This window comes from Paraburkholderia strydomiana (genome assembly GCF_031456815.1).
In the GTDB taxonomy this organism is placed as follows: domain Bacteria; phylum Pseudomonadota; class Gammaproteobacteria; order Burkholderiales; family Burkholderiaceae; genus Paraburkholderia; species Paraburkholderia caledonica.
In genome coordinates this window covers 54,426-70,622 of record NZ_JAVDVL010000014.1, presented here as the reverse complement: position 1 = coordinate 70,622, position 16,197 = coordinate 54,426, and the positions used below count along the sequence as shown (strand labels likewise).

General features: G+C 58.3%; 12 protein-coding genes and 1 pseudogene. 5 read left to right on the top strand and 8 right to left on the bottom strand.

Features of this window, described 5'->3' with window-relative positions; all coding sequences use genetic code 11:
- Window positions 1–16 precede the first annotated feature (16 nt).
- The 3 genes from J2W46_RS28480 to trpC all read left to right on the top strand — a co-directional run bounded on the left by J2W46_RS28480 (window position 17) and on the right by trpC (window position 4,754).
- On the top strand, window positions 17–1,153 hold the full coding sequence (locus tag J2W46_RS28480; RefSeq protein WP_310358306.1) for a branched-chain amino acid ABC transporter substrate-binding protein: 1,137 nt from the start codon (window positions 17–19) through the stop codon (window positions 1,151–1,153).
- Between the two features lie 1,272 nt (window positions 1,154–2,425).
- Entirely contained in the window at window positions 2,426–3,391 is a 966-nt protein-coding gene (locus J2W46_RS28470) for a homocysteine S-methyltransferase family protein (RefSeq protein WP_310358303.1), read from the top strand.
- A 574-nt stretch (window positions 3,392–3,965) separates the two neighbouring features.
- Window positions 3,966–4,754, top strand: a complete 789-nt coding sequence (gene trpC / locus J2W46_RS28465) for an indole-3-glycerol phosphate synthase TrpC (RefSeq protein WP_310358485.1) — start codon at window positions 3,966–3,968, stop codon at window positions 4,752–4,754.
- 882 nt (window positions 4,755–5,636) lie between these two features.
- Here the strand turns inward: trpC and J2W46_RS28460 are convergent.
- Both J2W46_RS28460 and J2W46_RS28455 read right to left on the bottom strand, forming a co-directional pair.
- Window positions 5,637–6,297 (bottom strand): annotated as a pseudogene (locus J2W46_RS28460) (dioxygenase).
- Window positions 6,298–6,332: 35 nt separating this feature from the next.
- Entirely contained in the window at window positions 6,333–6,515 is a 183-nt protein-coding gene (locus J2W46_RS28455; protein WP_310358301.1) for a YciI family protein, read from the bottom strand.
- Between the two features lie 1,480 nt (window positions 6,516–7,995).
- On the opposite strand from J2W46_RS28455, the gene J2W46_RS28450 reads away from it, so the two are divergent.
- Together J2W46_RS28450 and J2W46_RS28445 are read left to right on the top strand one after the other, a co-directional pair.
- On the top strand, window positions 7,996–8,859 hold the full coding sequence (locus J2W46_RS28450; RefSeq protein WP_310358299.1) for an alpha/beta fold hydrolase: 864 nt from the start codon (window positions 7,996–7,998) through the stop codon (window positions 8,857–8,859).
- A complete protein-coding gene (locus J2W46_RS28445; protein WP_310358296.1) occupies window positions 8,856–9,359 on the top strand; it encodes a VOC family protein in 504 nt (167 codons plus the stop codon). The genes J2W46_RS28450 and J2W46_RS28445 overlap by 4 nt, the downstream gene beginning before the upstream one ends.
- Window positions 9,360–10,168: 809 nt before the next feature.
- Here the strand turns inward: J2W46_RS28445 and J2W46_RS34400 are convergent.
- The 6 genes from J2W46_RS34400 to J2W46_RS28420 all read right to left on the bottom strand — a co-directional run bounded on the left by J2W46_RS34400 (window position 10,169) and on the right by J2W46_RS28420 (window position 15,807).
- A complete protein-coding gene (locus J2W46_RS34400) occupies window positions 10,169–10,639 on the bottom strand; it encodes a DUF3331 domain-containing protein (RefSeq protein ID WP_374726878.1) in 471 nt (156 codons plus the stop codon).
- Between the two features lie 439 nt (window positions 10,640–11,078).
- A complete protein-coding gene (locus J2W46_RS28440) occupies window positions 11,079–12,278 on the bottom strand; it encodes a porin (protein ID WP_310358294.1) in 1,200 nt (399 codons plus the stop codon).
- A gap of 87 nt (window positions 12,279–12,365) precedes the next feature.
- Window positions 12,366–13,034 (bottom strand): YoaK family protein, encoded by a 669-nt coding sequence (locus J2W46_RS28435; RefSeq protein WP_310358483.1) that lies wholly within the window; start codon window positions 13,032–13,034, stop codon window positions 12,366–12,368.
- Window positions 13,035–13,155: 121 nt separating this feature from the next.
- Window positions 13,156–13,632 (bottom strand): DoxX family protein, encoded by a 477-nt coding sequence (locus J2W46_RS28430; protein WP_310358292.1) that lies wholly within the window; start codon window positions 13,630–13,632, stop codon window positions 13,156–13,158.
- 1 nt (window position 13,633) lies between these two features.
- Window positions 13,634–15,520, bottom strand: a complete 1,887-nt coding sequence (locus tag J2W46_RS28425; protein ID WP_310358290.1) for an amidohydrolase — start codon at window positions 15,518–15,520, stop codon at window positions 13,634–13,636.
- Window positions 15,517–15,807, bottom strand: coding sequence for a XapX domain-containing protein (locus J2W46_RS28420; protein ID WP_310358287.1), 291 nt, complete (start codon window positions 15,805–15,807; stop codon window positions 15,517–15,519). Before J2W46_RS28420 ends, J2W46_RS28425 begins: the two co-directional genes overlap by 4 nt.
- Window positions 15,808–16,197: the final 390 nt, after the last annotated feature.

The following is a 16,197-nucleotide window of genomic DNA, read 5'->3' as shown; positions in this document are numbered from 1 at the left end:
TAGCCGGAAAAGCTAAATGGACAAAATTTACTGCGCGTTATCAGGTGCAATCGCCGTTGCCCTCTCCGTATGTGGCACTGCTCAAGCAAACGAGTTCGTGAAGATCGGTAGCGCCGAGCCACTAACTGGCGAGATTGCACACCTCGGTAAGGACAACGAAAACGGTGCCCGCCTGGCCGTAGAAAACATTAATGCAGAGGGGCTCGTCATCGGCGGGCAGAAGATCAAGCTTATCCTCGACTCGGTGGATGATCAAGCTGACCCGCGCATAGCCACCGAGATTGCCCAGAAGCTGGTTGACGATAAAGTTGTAGCCGTAGTTGGCGACATGAACTCCGGCACGACGATCCCAGCGTCAAAAATCTATAGCGACGCTGGCATTGTGCAGATCTCGCCTTCCGCCTCGAATCCCACTTATACCTTGCAAGGCTACAAGACCGCCTACCGCGTGGTGGCCACCGATGCACAGCAAGGTCCTGCACTTGCAAACTATGCAGCCAAGGGGCTGAAGGTCAAGAGCGTCGCGATCGTGGACGACTCCACCGCTTATGGTCAGGGTCTCGCGAACGAATTTGAGAAGACCGCAAAGTCGCTGGGCCTGAGGGTAATCTCCCATGAGGCGACTAACGACAAGGCCGTCGACTTCCGTGCAATTCTGACGAAGATCAAAGGTGAAAATCCGGACGCCATCATGTACGGCGGTATGGATGCAACAGGCGGGCCGTTCGCGAAGCAAGCCAAGCAGCTCGGCCTTCACGCCAAAATCATGGGCGGCGACGGAGTCTGCACCGAGAAGTTGTCGGTTCTCGCCGGTAACGCGATTGACAATTTCGTCTGCTCGGAAGTCGGCACCGCACTGGAGAAGATGCCTGGTGGCAAAACTTTTCAGGCGAAGTATGAGCAGCGCTTCCACCAACCGATCCAATATACTGCCCCGATGGCATTCGACGCTGTGCACGTTATCGTCGCTGCCATGAAACGCGCGAACTCAACGGAGCCAGCGAAAATTCTTGCAGCAATGCCGGACACCGACTATCGGGGCGTTACGGGCGAGATCAGGTTTGACTCTAAGGGCGACCTCCAGCGAGGCGTCGTGTCGCTATACCGCTACGACGCGGGCAAGAAGACTTTGATCGACGTGGTCAAGATGTAAGCGGCGCGCACGCGCATTGGTTCGGGGCCATGCCAGTCGGAAACCGGCTGGCCCTTCTCACGTGCTTTTGTCCCTTTGGGCATTTGGGTGTTGACCGGCCCGGCGGCCAGACCCAGCGTGGCTGTGGCGTTCGCCTAAATCGCAATGTCGCGACGAACATGCACGGCACCACTTGCTCCCTCCCCGGGCAGACAGCAGGTGGACGGTTCGCCGATTATGCGGTCGACGGTGCCGTGCGGTTTACATCACTCCAAGTCGCGACAACTCGGGATTCTCTGGACGGAGCCGTACAGACGCGCAAAGATATGTGGGCGCTGCCATGCCGTGGACCGGGTGCCACCGACAGCAGATTTTCTGTTAAGCCGCGACGACACAGTCTTAAACAGCACTTCCTCGCAGCCGCTTAGCTCAGGCAAGAATGCGAACGTGCAATCCGGTTGGGCATGTGACAAGGTCGGCAGGCAAACGGCAACGGTGATAAAGCGAATTGTCGTTTCGATCGCAATGTCTTGGCCATATGACAGATAACGTCGCGGTACCTCGTGTTCACTGCCGAGCGCTTCTTGAGGTTGGGGAGCCGGTGGCGTTCTCCTGCGGCACCGAGACCCAGTGCTTGCGCGGCGCGCCCATACTGCAAGCGGTGCGAGCAGATGCGCCATCCGACCTAACGCGTGACGCGGCGCTCTACGGCAGTGCCTCACCGGAATGAGCCGCCACTGCATACATGTTGCGCGCCGGATATATCATTGCTGCGCGGGCATTAATGACGACGGCCACGCCGAGCGCCTTGGCTATTTCCTCGCGAGGTCAACGCTGTGGACCTATCAAGATTACGGTGCAACGGACCCTCGGCGAGGCGCGTGTTATGCGACGCTAGCAAAGTCTGTCAAACAGGCACGCAACGCAGCAACGATAATCGGACGTCAGACTCGGCGCACTTATGGCCATACTTTATATTTTTATTCGCGCCTCGTGCCTTGGCTTCGCCGTCAGGACATTGTGAACCGGAAGGGACGTTAAGTTGTTAGCCGGACGTCAATGACGTTTTCTTTTTCTAACATGGCCCACATTGCTAGAGCGATCGATGTCCGATTTGGATGAAGGTCTGAGTGCTGCTGCGCGTCGTCCAGTCGGCGAGAGCAGCTTCAAGCAACGCGGACGCGATATGAAACGCCGATGTGTTTCTAGCCTCCCGCTCGTGCGGGGATGAAATCAACGTTCAGCAGTATGGATTACAGTACTGCTGTTCAGTTCACTTGGACAGCAATTTCAATGAGCAAATACCGTGACCGACTTCCGCTATTGGAAGACCGCCCATTCATGACTGACGGCGGACTGGAAACATCGCTGATTTTTCACCATGGAATTGAACTGCCGCATTTCGCGTCGTACGATCTTCTCAAGACGGAGGGTGGCAGCGCCCTCATCGAGCGCCACTATGAACGCTTTACCATTCTTGCACGCAAGCACGAGGTAGGAATTGTGCTTGCAACACCGACTTGGCGCGCGAGCCGAGATTGGGGCCGCAAACTCGGTTATTCTGACATCGCACTCGCCGATGCAAACCGCCGCGCGGTCGATCAGCTGGCCAAGTTTCGATGTAAGTGGGAATCGCCGACGACACCGATTGTCATCGTCGGTACGATTGGCCCGCGCGGGGACGGATACCAAGTTGATTTGCGGATGAACGCCGACGAGGCGCAGGACTACCACAAAGAGCAGATCAATTCCCTTGCGGCGACGCAAGTCGATATGGTGGGCGGATTTACGTTGAACTATATTGATGAGGCCATCGGCATGGTGCGAGCAGCCAAAGCCGCTGAGGTGCCAATTTCAATCTCTTTCACTCTCGAAACGGATGGACGACTCCATTCCGGTGACACCCTCCAACGAGCCGTCGAACGCACCGACGCTGCAACGGCTGGTTACGCCTCATTCTTCATGATCAACTGCGCTCATCCGTCGCATTTTGAAAGGACGCTACAAAGCGGTGGTGATTGGCTTCAACGCATTCGTGGGGTACGAGCCAACGCTTCACGACGCAGCCATGCAGAATTGGACGAAGCGGAGGAACTCGACGATGGTAACCCTCTGGAATTCGGCCAAGAAACCGCTGCCTTGCGGCGATTCCTACGACGCTTCAATATCGCCGGGGGATGCTGTGGGACCGATCATCGGCATGCCGATGAGTTGTGGAAGGCCATCAAACGGGGCAACGCAAAGCCGGCGCAGCAGTAGGGGGAAATCCGCCGTCTCCGGCTAGTCATGCGTTAGGCCGTGAGCCGCATGCCGAGCAGATGCCAAGTTCGGACGCTTCTCTTGTGGACCGGCAAGTCATCAGGCTCATCGTGACTGACTGATGACTCGTCACGACTTCACGCGGCGCGAACGAAAGCACCGCCGCTTTCCTATACGCCCACTTGGGCGGTCCGGCACCGCGGAGCCGCTTACAGTCGGAATCACAAACTACTGTCTTGTGGTACATCGTCGAGCGTATGTGAACATTGGCGGCGCTACGACCTCACTCGGCTTTGGCGCGCTACGTGGTGGGCGAAGCAAACGCGACCGGTGGTCTAGCACTCGCATGTGTAATTCATCCGTTAGGCGCCTGATCTTCGGATGAACGGAAGCCATCCGTGATGTTCGTAAGCGCTCTTTCACGCTGTAAACATAGTCATCATCTGCCATGGCGGTCAACCGCTCTGCGTGGAAAATTTGTAGTCGCAACGTGTTTCTTATGGTGCGTGCCCCTGTGGTACGCCAGTTCCCCAACGACTGGCATTCCATGCCGTCCAAGACCAGCGAATCTAATATGTCCGATGTTTTGAAGAAGATTATTGCCGTCAAACGCGAAGAGATCGTCGTGAACCGAGCGGCGAAGCCGATAGAACTGCTGCGGCACGAGGGCGACGCGCGTCCGGTACGCGACTTTGTCGGCGCGTTGCGGAGGAAGCACGCGAGCGGCTTGCCTGCTGTGATAGCGGAAGCGAAAAAAGCCAGTCCGTCAAAGGGTCTAATTCGCGATCCGTTCGAACCGGCTCAGATCTCTGCGTCGTACCAAAAGCACGGCGCGGCATGCATGTCGGTGCTTACCGATCGAGCTTTTTTCCAAGGGGCTGCCGCCGATCTTATTGCTGCGCGCGATGCGTGCACTCTGCCAGTGTTGCGTAAGGACTTCACAGTTGACCCGTACCAGATCTACGAAGCCCGCGCGATGGGAGCTGATTGCATCCTGCTGATCGCGGCGGAACTCGATCCTGCACAGATGCGTGACTTCGAGGCGCTTGCGCATTCGCTCAAAATGGCGGTGCTCGTGGAAGTGCATTCGCGTGAAGAGCTTGACATCGCTCTGACCCTGACCACGCCTCTGATCGGCATCAATAACCGCAACCTGCGCACGTTCGAAGTCACTCTCGAGACAACACTTAGCATGCTCGACGACATTCCCGACGACCGCATTGTTGTCACCGAGTCGGGCATTTTGAAGACCACCGACGTCGAGCGGATGCGAAGCGCCGGCGTAGACACGTTTCTCGTTGGCGAAGCATTCATGCGCGCGGCGGACCCTGGCGCTGAACTCAAGCGGCTCTTCGAGGCCTGACGCGAGGCTCCCGCATCGCACCCCACCGGGTCTTATGTCGAGGGACGCATGTGAACATGAGTGACGACGGTATTTTCAGATAACGCTTAGTGCTGGTTGTGACGGGTCGTGACCGAGGCGCCTCTGAGCGAGGCCCCGGTAACCAGAACCGCGCGCCCGTCGCCAGCGCGATGGCTTCGTGGCATCAGACGGGGCAGTATGCTGATTGCGTCGCGGAGGACCTGGCACGTGGTAACGAAGCAGCATTGCGGAACCGCCTGTGCGGCGCAACGAGAAGCGCTCGGCGGCCCTCTGCTCGCCGCAACCGCCGAACTGGCAGCCGCCAGCCACGCATGGCTGATATTTGATCGCGGACGCAAATGAGGTGCCGGCGCGGCCAACCGTTGGACTTCGGCTCAACGCGGAATGAACTGCTCGGCCTTGAGCCGATCGAACAGTTCCAAGAAATGCCTCGGGCGTGTGCTGACAATCGAGTGATGCCGCCTTGCGGCTCCTCGTCGTTTTGATGAGCACCTCCATTGGACGCCTCGAATCGACGTCCGTGTGCCACGATGACGCGAGGTTTCCCATATTGCTTTCGCGCAGATCGAACTGTGCGACGAGGTGCCGCCCATTCTACATGCTGGAGGAGCTGGCGGGCGTCGGTCATGCGGGTGATATTTACCCATTGCGCGACGGAGCCCGGGAAGACGGACGGCTTACCCGTTTGTTTGTCCAGCCTTGCATAGACAGCGAGCTTCATGCTCTTGCCGGTTCTCTTTTCCCCGCGGGGAGTCATGCCATAGAAGCAAATGAAAATTCGTCGAAATCTCCCGCGAGCCGCACAAAAGAAACCCGCACCGAAAACGATGCGGCCCGACCTGCCGGTACATGTGAACGGAGTTACGTTGAGCGGTTCACCACCAATTCGAACTGACGCGGGCTGAAGCAAGTTTCCAACGACGTTCCGTCGGGTGCTTTGTCGGCCTCGTGTCTTACCCATGGTGGAACTAGGGAGCAGCGAACGCCGAATACGGCGTCCGAATTCAATTACGGGTCGCCCTCACGGAAGCCGTGCATCGGGAGCCGTTCGTAGTCGGGCGCCGTGATCATGAAATGCAGATGTGCAGGGCCTCTTCCCATTCCGCACGACGGCCTGGCCCATTGGCGAGATGCTGGAAGCACTTGGCCGGCATCCGTGGTGGCCCTCGAATCCGCCCGCCAGACTTCAACTCTAGCGGGCCCTCGACGAAGCACGGCCCGAATACCGTCGCCTCGGTGCAGCCAGAGGGCTTGCGGTTCGCCATCGCCGTCACCAGTATCGACAGCCCCAGAGCATCCGAGAGCAGGATGAATTTCTGGCGCTTGTCGTCGGTGATGTGCCCGACGTCGGTCAGAAAATGGATCCTCTTTCCCACTTGCCTCCGGTCAGGTTTATTTGTCGGGCAAGCGCGTGCAGATGCCATACGAGGCGGCTGACAATGGTGTTTAGCCGAGGGTCGGTTGCATATTCGTGGCACGCTAACACAGCTTCTGTGTTGGTGCTTCCGTCGAGATTACGCATGGCCGTAATGTCTAGTTTGAAGACCTAGCGGTTGTCTACCCGTCTGAAAAAAGCCAGATATCGGCGCTGCGCCAGACGCCTGCTTCAGTGAACGGCTTACTGCTGTTTAAGCGCATCATGTCGTCGATGCTGTCCGCTCCGTAGGGAAAGAGGCGGCCGATTGTGTCTTCTTGGTCGCGCGACAGCTTTGTACGCCCTATCGGCAACGGGAGCGCCATCGGCTTAGTCGATCGGCTCTGCGCGGGTGCGCGAACGACCTGAGCGCGACGCTTGTCGTCATCGTAGATAGGCGTTTTGCGGTTCGTTCACCCACAGATCCGACTCGTTCATCAAGTGCGGCACCCCATATCTGAACTGCGTCACCTCTGCAACGCGCGAATCTCCGATTCGCCACCTTGCCTACAACAAGAGGGGTGCGTCCGCAAACCGTCCCCGTGTGCGATCGACCGCAGGCATGCGAGAGGCCCGCCTTCCACGATGCACATCGCACAGGCGACCATCGGGACCGCGCGAGGTCCGAATGAGGCCGCAGAACGAATCTCGAAGTCAATACCGCTGTCCGCCTCGCCGGCCCGCGCAAGTGCGCCAGGTCGGCCATCACAATATCCGCCCGGCGGACCGCGGCGAGATTTCGGAGCGGTAAATGAAGGCGGCCTTACCACGAGACAAAACATCGCAGCCGTACGCTCGCGCCGAGCGGGCAGATTCCTTCGAAGCCGAGGTCTGCACAAAGGCGCCGAGTACTTTGGCCGTATCCGACTGCGTTGACCCGAAAGACGTCGAACCCCCTCGAGTAGCCGCGGTTCGCTCTTACGCTCAGAGCCATCATTATTCGGTGATGCGGTACTGCTCAAGGGGCTGATCATTCAGCAATCGCCGCGCCCGCCGGGGGCCGCTCCAGGTATCACCAGTCTCGGGGTATTCCGCAGCCACCGACCGGCTCAGGTTCCGCGCGGCTGGCCGAACACGCCCTCAGGCGTGAACCCGAACTCGGCGACACCGAAGGTTAGGAAAACAAAGGGATACTCGTCGGCATCAGGCGCTTCTAGGTGTCGCTACGCGAGTCATCGCTGCAGCGGATACGCCGATGGCACTCCAGCGGTAGCAACGCACACATCAGAGCCTCAAACATGCGCTGCTCGATCGAGGCCGCACGGCGTACGCCCCGGCACATGATGCCCTTGTAATCAGATCAACGGAAGAACGGACTAGCAAGAGCAGGGAATCGCGGACTTCTGCGCGCGAACGATGGACGCACAGTTCTTGTTGATGCGACTCTGCTTCAGTTTCCAAGCGACGTTCAAGATCCCTTCACCCGTTCTAACGAGATGTTCGAAAGCATTATGGAATGCTGGAGCCAGGACGATGAACGTTCGGTAGACGTAGCAAGTGCCGCGCAGACCACCGCCTGTGCCTCCGGCAGTATTTTGCGCGGATGCTGAGCGCAGACAATAACCATGATCCGGACTTGCCGCGGTCGTGCATAGATAATTCTGCATTGTCGCTTAAGAAAGTTTCAGATGAGGCCCAAGACTTTTAAGGTCCCGGTCGCAACGCAAAGGGGTAAGCTTAAGCATCAGTCAGTCTACATCCGCAGAGACAGATAGCCAATGGCTGGGCTTGGTGTTAACCGGTTTCAATGCTCTGCCAATTCCACGTACTTCACTTCCGCTAAGCACTTTATATGGAGAAACGGTCATGGAAAATCTAACGAGCAAACGTGCCACCGCCAATGGCTTGACGCTTCACTACATTACTGCGGGTGAACCCTCGCATCCCACAGTGCTGGCTATGCATGGATGGCCCCAGAATCACCGTGAATTTCTTCCTATTATCGACGCGCTCGGGGGGCAATATCGCTTTATCGCTCCCGACCTTCGGGGCTTTGCCGACAGCGATAAACCGTTCTCCGGCTACGAGCCCAAGACGATCGCACAAGACATGCTCGATCTGCTCGAAGTGGAAGGGATCGACCGTTTCCACATTCTTAGTCATGATCTCGGTGGGCCGCCGTCGGTCGCGCTCGCATACGTGGCGGGAAAACGGGCCATTTCGCTTTCTACCATCGAAACGCCGTTTTTTGGCCTGAGCTTCCAAGGATATGTAGATCCGAGAGTGCCGTACTGGCATCTCAGCATGCACATGAACATGGACATCACGCGTTTTCTGATCGAGGGAAAAGAGGAACAATATTTGCGTCATTTTTTCCGAGATTTCGCTTTCAACCCTCAAGCAATTCCCGAGGAAGAGGTCGAGCGTTATGTGATGCAGATGAGGCAGCCGGGGAACCTGCGGGCCAGCCTTAATCACTACGGCTACATACCACAAATGGCGGAACAAACGGCTGAGCTGACCCGGGAAAGGTTGAACGTTCCCATGCTGGCATGGGGCGGCAGTCGCTCGTTTGGGTCGCATTGTTTCGATTGCGCGAAAGCGATTTCGTTGGACGCAACCGGCGGAGTAATTGACGAATGTGGCCACTGGGTATTCGAAGAGAAAACGGCATTCATCTGCAATGAATTGCGGACGTTCTGGGATCGGACAGGTAGGGAGGCATCATGACGTCGAGCACGAGCGAGATCCGGGATCCGCCGTTCCGGATTGGCAGTGTGGATCACACTGGAATAACGGTTTCGTCGATAGCGAGCTCGCTCGATTTTTGGGTGCGAGGTCTCGGATTCCGACATCTATACACTTGGGAATTCGAGAATAGTACCTTCGTCGAAAACCTCGTCGGCGTGAAAGGCGCGTCTTTGACTCTCGCAATGGTGCAGGGGTTTGGGCACCAGATCGAGCTGCTCGAATATCGCTCTCCGGCAGACCGTGCGATCTTCAGGCCGCGGTCCTGCGACGTGGGCTCCGTCCACCTTGCAATGTATGTAGATAACCTCGACGCGCTCATCGAGTGCATCCGAGACGCCGGTTGGCTGCCGGTCGGAGCGCCGCAACGCATCGAAGGAGGCGAGCGTGACGGCTGGAAGCTCGCCTATGTTCGCGATCCAGACGGTGTCACGCTGGAATTTCTCCAGCCGGCCTCGGCAGCGGAACACGCAGAAGCCTGACTCGCCAGATGAGGTTGTAAAGTTGCGACGGCTTTTCGCTACCGTCGATTTGAGTAAGCCGGGCAGCTAGCGTGGATTTCCAGTTAGACGACGGCGGACATGTGGCTCGGACAGCTTGCGCAGATAGGGCGAACGGCCGTAGCTGGCACGATCCTGGTTCTGCGCCTGCCCGCCGTCATGCCGTATTTCAGTCCGTCACGCTGACTACACCGCCCTCATTTTGAGGCCGCTTTTTGATGAAGGCATGCAAGCGGTTCTCGCCCTCTGGTGGAACACGTTATCAAAATACAACGGTCGAAAACATCACGTACGTATCCTCTCCCGAAAACATCCAGAGCTCTGGCTCGGCTCCAGCTCGGAGGCACGGCCGGCCACTGCCGCTCCCCGTTGTTCGGATCTGTCGCTCCGTTGCGAGGAAGGCTAGCGACCTGTGATGCTGAAGCCGCGACAGGGCACGCAATGCGCACGGTTGGCGTGCGTCCGGGTTTCGCTGGACCAGCTAGTGATGGCGGAGCCGAGAACGTCGGTCGCCACGCCGTGGAGAGTCGAACGCATTCTGAAGGAGAGAACATCCGCATTGTCGCAGTGACAGCAGCATGTTCAAGGAGACCGAACGCCTGCACGTCGCGGCAAGGTCCGGCGAGACCCTATAGATCTTTTTTCGACAACTAGGGGCGGCGGGCGCCCGAGCAGTTGCAGCATGCATGATGCTTGGTATGTAACAGCAACGCAATCGCCCAGACGGCGAATGGAAATACAATGGTTAGCGAACATTGAAAAGTGTTTGAACCCATCTTCATAAATAGTTCTTATGAGGGGTCTGAAGAACTAGGGATCGGAGTAGGGCGCACGCCGACAGTCATGTACTCGATCGCCTCGGCAAGAATCATTTCTGTACTATTGGCAGGTTTCGTTCTTCCCCTCCAACGAGGTTTAAAGATGAGATCCCCTCTTCGGATTACCCTCCCGCAGAGCGCACAATAACCGCCACGACGGGCATAACCGCTAGTCCACACTTGGTCGAGGTAGCGACAACGAGTGGAGTCGCTCCACGTGACGAGAATTGCGTTCTCCGATTGCTTTTCAACTAGACGCACGGATGCTCCGCTAAACGCGAGTGGGGCTGGCCCGGGATCTCGCTTGCAGTCAAAAAGCGGCCGATCAGCTCGGCTGCCATACGATGGGACGTTGAGGTATTCACCCGAGAGACGTAACGTGGCGTTCGCCGCCCCGGATATCAACGCCCCAGTTATCTTCGACCAACGGTCGGTCTCGTCCATAGAGGAATCCTTAACGAGGATGCATTACTTGCGTAGAGCCGGCCGCCGAGAGCCCCCCGAGAGCCGCGAAGTGAGTCATTGAGGCTTCAGCCTTAATTGAGGTAACCTCGCCAGACATTGCTGCAATAAAAAGCTGAACAGTGCTTTACTAGAACTGAACATTCTTCAAAGCAGGAAAAACATGATACCCAAAAGCTCTAATTGCCGGAGCTTTCCGCCGCAAGCTAGCTTGATCGATGCCGTCCCATTGCACTATGCGCACGAGCGCACCGTTGCTAGCCGGTTAACCGAAGTCGGCAAGGACCCTCGACGACTATCGGTGCGCGGCTGACACGAGCACGGTCACAATGATCCGTGGTTGCTGGCGCGTGCGAACTGGACCGACGCCCCGGCAGGTACTCTGCCACCGCCGGACGGGCAGTGGCGCAGAGGCTGATAATCAGAAGTTATGGATTAGGCCGACGCCCGCACCGAACTGGCTGCGCGACGACGACGGCGAGTTGTTGAAACCGTTGCCGATGGATGCCGTTGCATCGATAATCTCCGCACCATTGAGCGTCATACCGTTTGAGCGCTGGTAAGCCTCGACCGCATAGAGACCGGTCCGCTTAGACAGATAGTAGTACTGAGATAGCGTGAGCTGGTGGTACTGCGCTGCGGTGTCGATGCCGTTCGACAAGGTTGCACGTGTATAGCTGTAGCCACCAGCGAAGACCCACGGGGCTGCGGGAGACTTCCATCGCACCACCGCGCCTGCCGTATTGAATGTCGCCTGATTGCGGAAGGTCGAGTCGATACCCGGAATGTACTGTACGTTCGAGTACGACGCTGTGATGTCCCACCCGGACGTAAGGTAGCCCGCCGTCACAGCCACGCGCTGCTGCGCTTGCGCCGTCTTATAACCGTTGTTGATCGCCGACACTGCCGTTTGATCGCCACCGTTCGACAACGTGGACTCAGCCCCCCAGACACCGCCGCCCGGCGTTGAGTTATTCACACGCTGAAAGGCGACCGCGATGCCATAAGGGCCGTGGCCATACCGGGCGCCCGCACTCCAGCTCGAGCCGGCGTTTATGCTGCCCGGCGCGCCGCCGAACGCGTACGACCCTCCAACCGTGAAGCCGTAAAATTCCGGCGACATGTAGACGAGCGAATTGCTAGCGCGGTAGTCGACATCGAGCGCGTCTATGTCGCCGGGGTGCGCGCCGAAGTAGCCGGTCAGCCAGTTGTTCGGGGTGTAAGGTGACAGCAGCGTGTAATACGCCGTGTATTGGCGGCCTGCCGTCAGCACGCCGTAGCGCGGATCTGACAGCCCCAGCCACGATTGACGCGTGAACATGCCACCACTAAATTGCGAGGTACCGTTATTGGAATTTACACCCGCTTCGAGCTGAAAGATGGCCTTCAGGCCACCGCTCAGGTCCTCAGCTCCCTTCAGCCCAAACCGGCTTCCGAGCCAGACGCCCGTCGACATCTTTACTGCAGAGTGCCCGCCAGTCGTCGAACCGAGCGTCGTGCCACTGTTTTGATAGGTGACGCCGTTATCGACGACCCCGTAGAGGGTCACGCTGCTTTGAGCGCAAACAATGCCGGACGCAAGACTTACGGCCGTCGTGGCGATCGTGACGCACTTATTCATCGAATTTTCTCCGTCCTCATCTATTCCCTTAACGCGGTCGCACAACAGGACATTAGACCGAGTCCTCAATGCCGGATCGCTTGCACGCTAGCCTCGCTCTTTTCCGGCAAGGACGACCGCGACGGCGATGAGCACCGGTGGCACGGCAAAACACCAATGACCGGCAAGGCGAAACATGCCTGCCGCTACAGCGCATCCTGCCGCGAAGCTCGCGACACTTCCGGCCATCCGCACGAGAGGCGACGGTCCGGCGGACGCCGAAGGCTGGACCTTCCCGACGCGATCAGCCAGCTGCAGCATGAACTGGGTGACGGTTCCCGTCATGAGCGTCGATGGCGGCGCATCCGACAAATGGATCCGGTGGAGCGCATTCTGGATGGCCATTGCGGCGACCAGGGTAAGGCCAGTAGCGACTGCGGTCCAGTCGTCTCCGTCGGTGAGCGGACTAAGACGTATAGCGAGCACGGCGCCGAACGCCAGTACCAGCGCCTGAGCGCTGAACATGACGCGCAGTACCGGTGCGCCGGCTGCTGCCAGCCGATAGCTAACCGCCCCCGCCAGCATCACCGTCAGGCAGAACACCGGCAATGCGAGGAGTTTTGCGATAGCGCCCGCTGTGCCAAAAACGAACGTTGCCCCTAACGTGACGAAGTTCCCTGTGACGTGCGCTGTGAACAAGCCGTGCAGCGCGACAAAGCCTGCCGTGTCGACGTAGCCCCCGTTAAAGCTCAGCAACGCCGGTAAATTGCGCCTCAAAGAGCCCCCTTTGATTATCTGCATTCGTCCTACGACTGAGCACCGCGTGCGAGAGACTTGTACGCTAGTGACAAGAACGATGGTTAAATTGGCACTGAGCGCACTGCGCGCAGAAATGACATCAGTCTTGCGTTGCATCGCGGTTACGGACACCCTTAACTGCTAAGTCGTGCCAAGCGACCAGCAGAAATCCGCCCATCAGACCGAGGTGTTCGAAAAATGCATTCGCTGTCGCCATGCGGTTCGGCGGCGCCATCTCCCAGAAGCGGTTGACGAGGAACGTCGCCATCAACGTGAACGCTGCCAGGGCCAGCGCGCCGAGCCAGCGAAAACGACCCGTAAGGATCGCGAGCGGCGCCGCTAACTCCAGCGCGATTGTCACGACAGCGATCGGTGCGGCAGGCGCAAGTCCGGCGTGAGCCATCTCCGTCACCGCCCCGCTGAAATCTAACGCCTTCACGAGGCCGCCCTGCAAATATGCCGAGCAAAGCCCGAGCAATGCGATCCATCTCACCGCAAGGGCGGTCCTTGACGAGCGGGTCCATAAGGCCGACACCGAGCCGGAGCGCCGCGCTGTTGCCTGTTCACCGCGTCCCATCTCAGACGGCCCAACAGGAGCAGCCTAGCGCGCCCCAGAAGCTCTTGAGGTCTGACGCCGGCACGCTCTTTGACCATGCTCGCGCATGCGCATGACCATGCACACCGCAGGCGGTTGCGCAGCCACAGCTGTGAACGTTTTGGCTGCGCTGCAACGGCGTACCTTGCGCTGCACCCCATCCCGCGTAGCCACCGTATGCCCGCACGGGCGACCAGTCGGGCATCGCCGGCGGCAGCGGTGCATCATGATCCGAGAACGGGCCTGCCGCGTAGACGATTTTGCCGCCGACGACGGTGAGGACGGCCGTCGTCCCGGCAATCTCGGACTCAGGACAGTTCATGTAGTCGCGGTCCGGCACGGTCAGGTCGGCAAGTTGCCCAATCTGGATGCGGCCCTTCTTGCCTTCTTCGTTGGAAAACCAAGTGACGTTCTCAGTCCACATCCGCAATGCTGTCTCACGGTCCAGACAATTGCGCTGGGGATAAATGCGTAGTCCTGAGAGCGTCTTGCCGGTGACAAGCCATGACAGTCCGACCCACGGGTTGTACGAAGCGACGCGTGTGGCGTCGGTCCCCGCCGATGTCCTAACACCCTTTTCAATCATCCGCGCGACCGGCGGCGTCGCTTCGGCTGCCGGTGCACCGTAACGCTCGACGAAGTATTCACCCTGATATGCCATCCGGTGCTGAACGGCAATGCCACCACCGAGTGCGGCGATCCGGTCGATCGACCGTTCGCTGATCGTCTCAGCATGGTCGAAGAACCAATTCAGTCCTGTGAGCGGAATTTCACGGTTCACCTTCTCAAAGACATCAAGCGCGCGGCTGATGGTCTCATCGTACGTCGCATGCATGCGCCAAGGCCAACGATTCTCGGCGAGCACCCGGACGACTTCCTCAAGGTCGCCCTCCATCTCGGGGCTCATGTCAGGACGCGGTTGCCGGAAATCCTCGAAGTCCGCCGCCGAGAACACAAGCATCTCACCCGCGCCGTTATGCCGGAAGTAATCATCTCCCTGCTTGTACTTCGACGTGCGAACCCAGTTCAGAAAGTCTTCCTTTTCGCCTTTTGGCTTCTGTGTGAACAGGTTGTACGCAAGGCGAATCGTCAACTGCCCATCTTCTGCCAGTCTCTGGATAACTTCGTAGTCTTCAGGGTAGTTCTGAAAGCCGCCGCCCGCATCGATGGCGCCTGTTACGCCTAACCGGTTAAGCTCTCGCATGAAGTGGCGCGTCGAATTGATCTGATACTCAAGCGGCAGCTTCGGGCCTTTTGCGAGAGTCGCATACAGGATTCCGGCATTCGGCTTGGCGAGGAGCAGGCCCGTTGGATTGCCTGCCGAATCCCGCATGATCTCGCCTCCGGGTGGCTGCGGCGTGTCCTTGGTATAGCCCACGACGCGCAGCGCCGCACCGTTCAGCAGCGCGCGATCATACAGGTGAAGTATGAACACCGGCGTATCGGGTGCGACCGCATTCAACTCTTCGATCGTCGGAAGACGCTTCTCGGCGAACTGATGCTCCGTGAAGCCCCCGACCACGCGGACCCACTGAGGCGCCGGTGTGATCGCGACCTGACGCCTAAGCATTTCCATTGCGGTAGCAAGCGACGGAACGCCATCCCAACGCAATTCCATATTAAAGTTCAGGCCTCCCCGAATGAGGTGCAGGTGATTGTCGATCAAGCCAGGGAGGACGCGGAGGCCCTGCAGGTCGATCACCTTCGTCGCACGGCCTGCAAGCGGCATAATCTCGGCATCGCTGCCCACGGCGCTAAACATACCTTCATGTATCGCGACGGCCGTCGCATCGGGCTTGCTCCTGTCGAGCGTGGTGAAGCGCCCGTGGTGCAGAATCAGGTGGGGCGTGTTGTCAACGTGAGTACTCATGAGCGTCTCTCCGATGAATTGACAGTGGCGGTCCGCGACGTTTTGCTGTCTTGACGTCCAGGGAGCGTCCCAAACATATGCTGGGTGCACTTGGACTCCCGCCAGGCTGTGTGGAAGCCGGTGCCCGATAGCATCTGTTTGGCCACGGGGATGATTTGCTCGCCCCCAAGAATGCCCAATAGACCCACGAGCGCGACAAGAGGCGGAGCCGGAGACCGTACGTTGATGACGCTGTAGATCACGCCGACCAGTACGCCAGCAAGCAAGGAGAAAAGATAAAGTTTCATGTCCTCGTAGTCCTGAAGTTCGCGCGCCCCGCGACTCGCATTAAGAGACAAATCTATGGCAAAGGACCGCGACAACGAATCGTCATCGAAATTGAAGTTCCGGCGAACGCCAGAGTTTTTTGGGCCATGCCTTACCATTATTAATACTGCGACCAAGTGCGTTGCCTGAATGACACGCGCACATTCGACTTCCATTCGAGACCGCCGGCACAATTTCGCGATTAGTTTTGCGTTTTGCTACTTCCGCTGCGAAAGGGCCGTATAGGCCGACGATATTCGCCAACCAGTTACCGAAGATCCGTTATCAGGCCGGTTTGACCCATCCGCATGTCGCGGTGCGTCCGCTGAATCCATCTTCGGTTTGTGCGGCGCTTCCCCCCGTTCACGAAT

Excerpts from the sequence above, each read along its gene's own strand:
- J2W46_RS28420 (WP_310358287.1), bottom strand. The coding sequence starts at position 15,807 with ATGAAACTTTATCTTTTCTCCTTGCTTGCTGGCGTACTGGTCGGCGTG.
- J2W46_RS28450 (WP_310358299.1), top strand. The coding sequence starts at position 7,996 with ATGGAAAATCTAACGAGCAAACGTGCCACCGCCAATGGCTTGACGCTT.
- J2W46_RS34400 (WP_374726878.1), bottom strand. The coding sequence starts at position 10,639 with ATGGACGAGACCGACCGTTGGTCGAAGATAACTGGGGCGTTGATATCC.
- J2W46_RS28425 (WP_310358290.1), bottom strand. The coding sequence starts at position 15,520 with ATGAGTACTCACGTTGACAACACGCCCCACCTGATTCTGCACCACGGG.
- J2W46_RS28445 (WP_310358296.1), top strand. The coding sequence starts at position 8,856 with ATGACGTCGAGCACGAGCGAGATCCGGGATCCGCCGTTCCGGATTGGC.
- J2W46_RS28440 (WP_310358294.1), bottom strand. The coding sequence starts at position 12,278 with ATGAATAAGTGCGTCACGATCGCCACGACGGCCGTAAGTCTTGCGTCC.
- trpC (WP_310358485.1), top strand. The coding sequence starts at position 3,966 with ATGTCCGATGTTTTGAAGAAGATTATTGCCGTCAAACGCGAAGAGATC.
- J2W46_RS28430 (WP_310358292.1), bottom strand. The coding sequence starts at position 13,632 with ATGGGACGCGGTGAACAGGCAACAGCGCGGCGCTCCGGCTCGGTGTCG.
- J2W46_RS28480 (WP_310358306.1), top strand. The coding sequence starts at position 17 with ATGGACAAAATTTACTGCGCGTTATCAGGTGCAATCGCCGTTGCCCTC.
- J2W46_RS28470 (WP_310358303.1), top strand. The coding sequence starts at position 2,426 with ATGAGCAAATACCGTGACCGACTTCCGCTATTGGAAGACCGCCCATTC.
- J2W46_RS28455 (WP_310358301.1), bottom strand. The coding sequence starts at position 6,515 with ATGGCGCTCCCGTTGCCGATAGGGCGTACAAAGCTGTCGCGCGACCAA.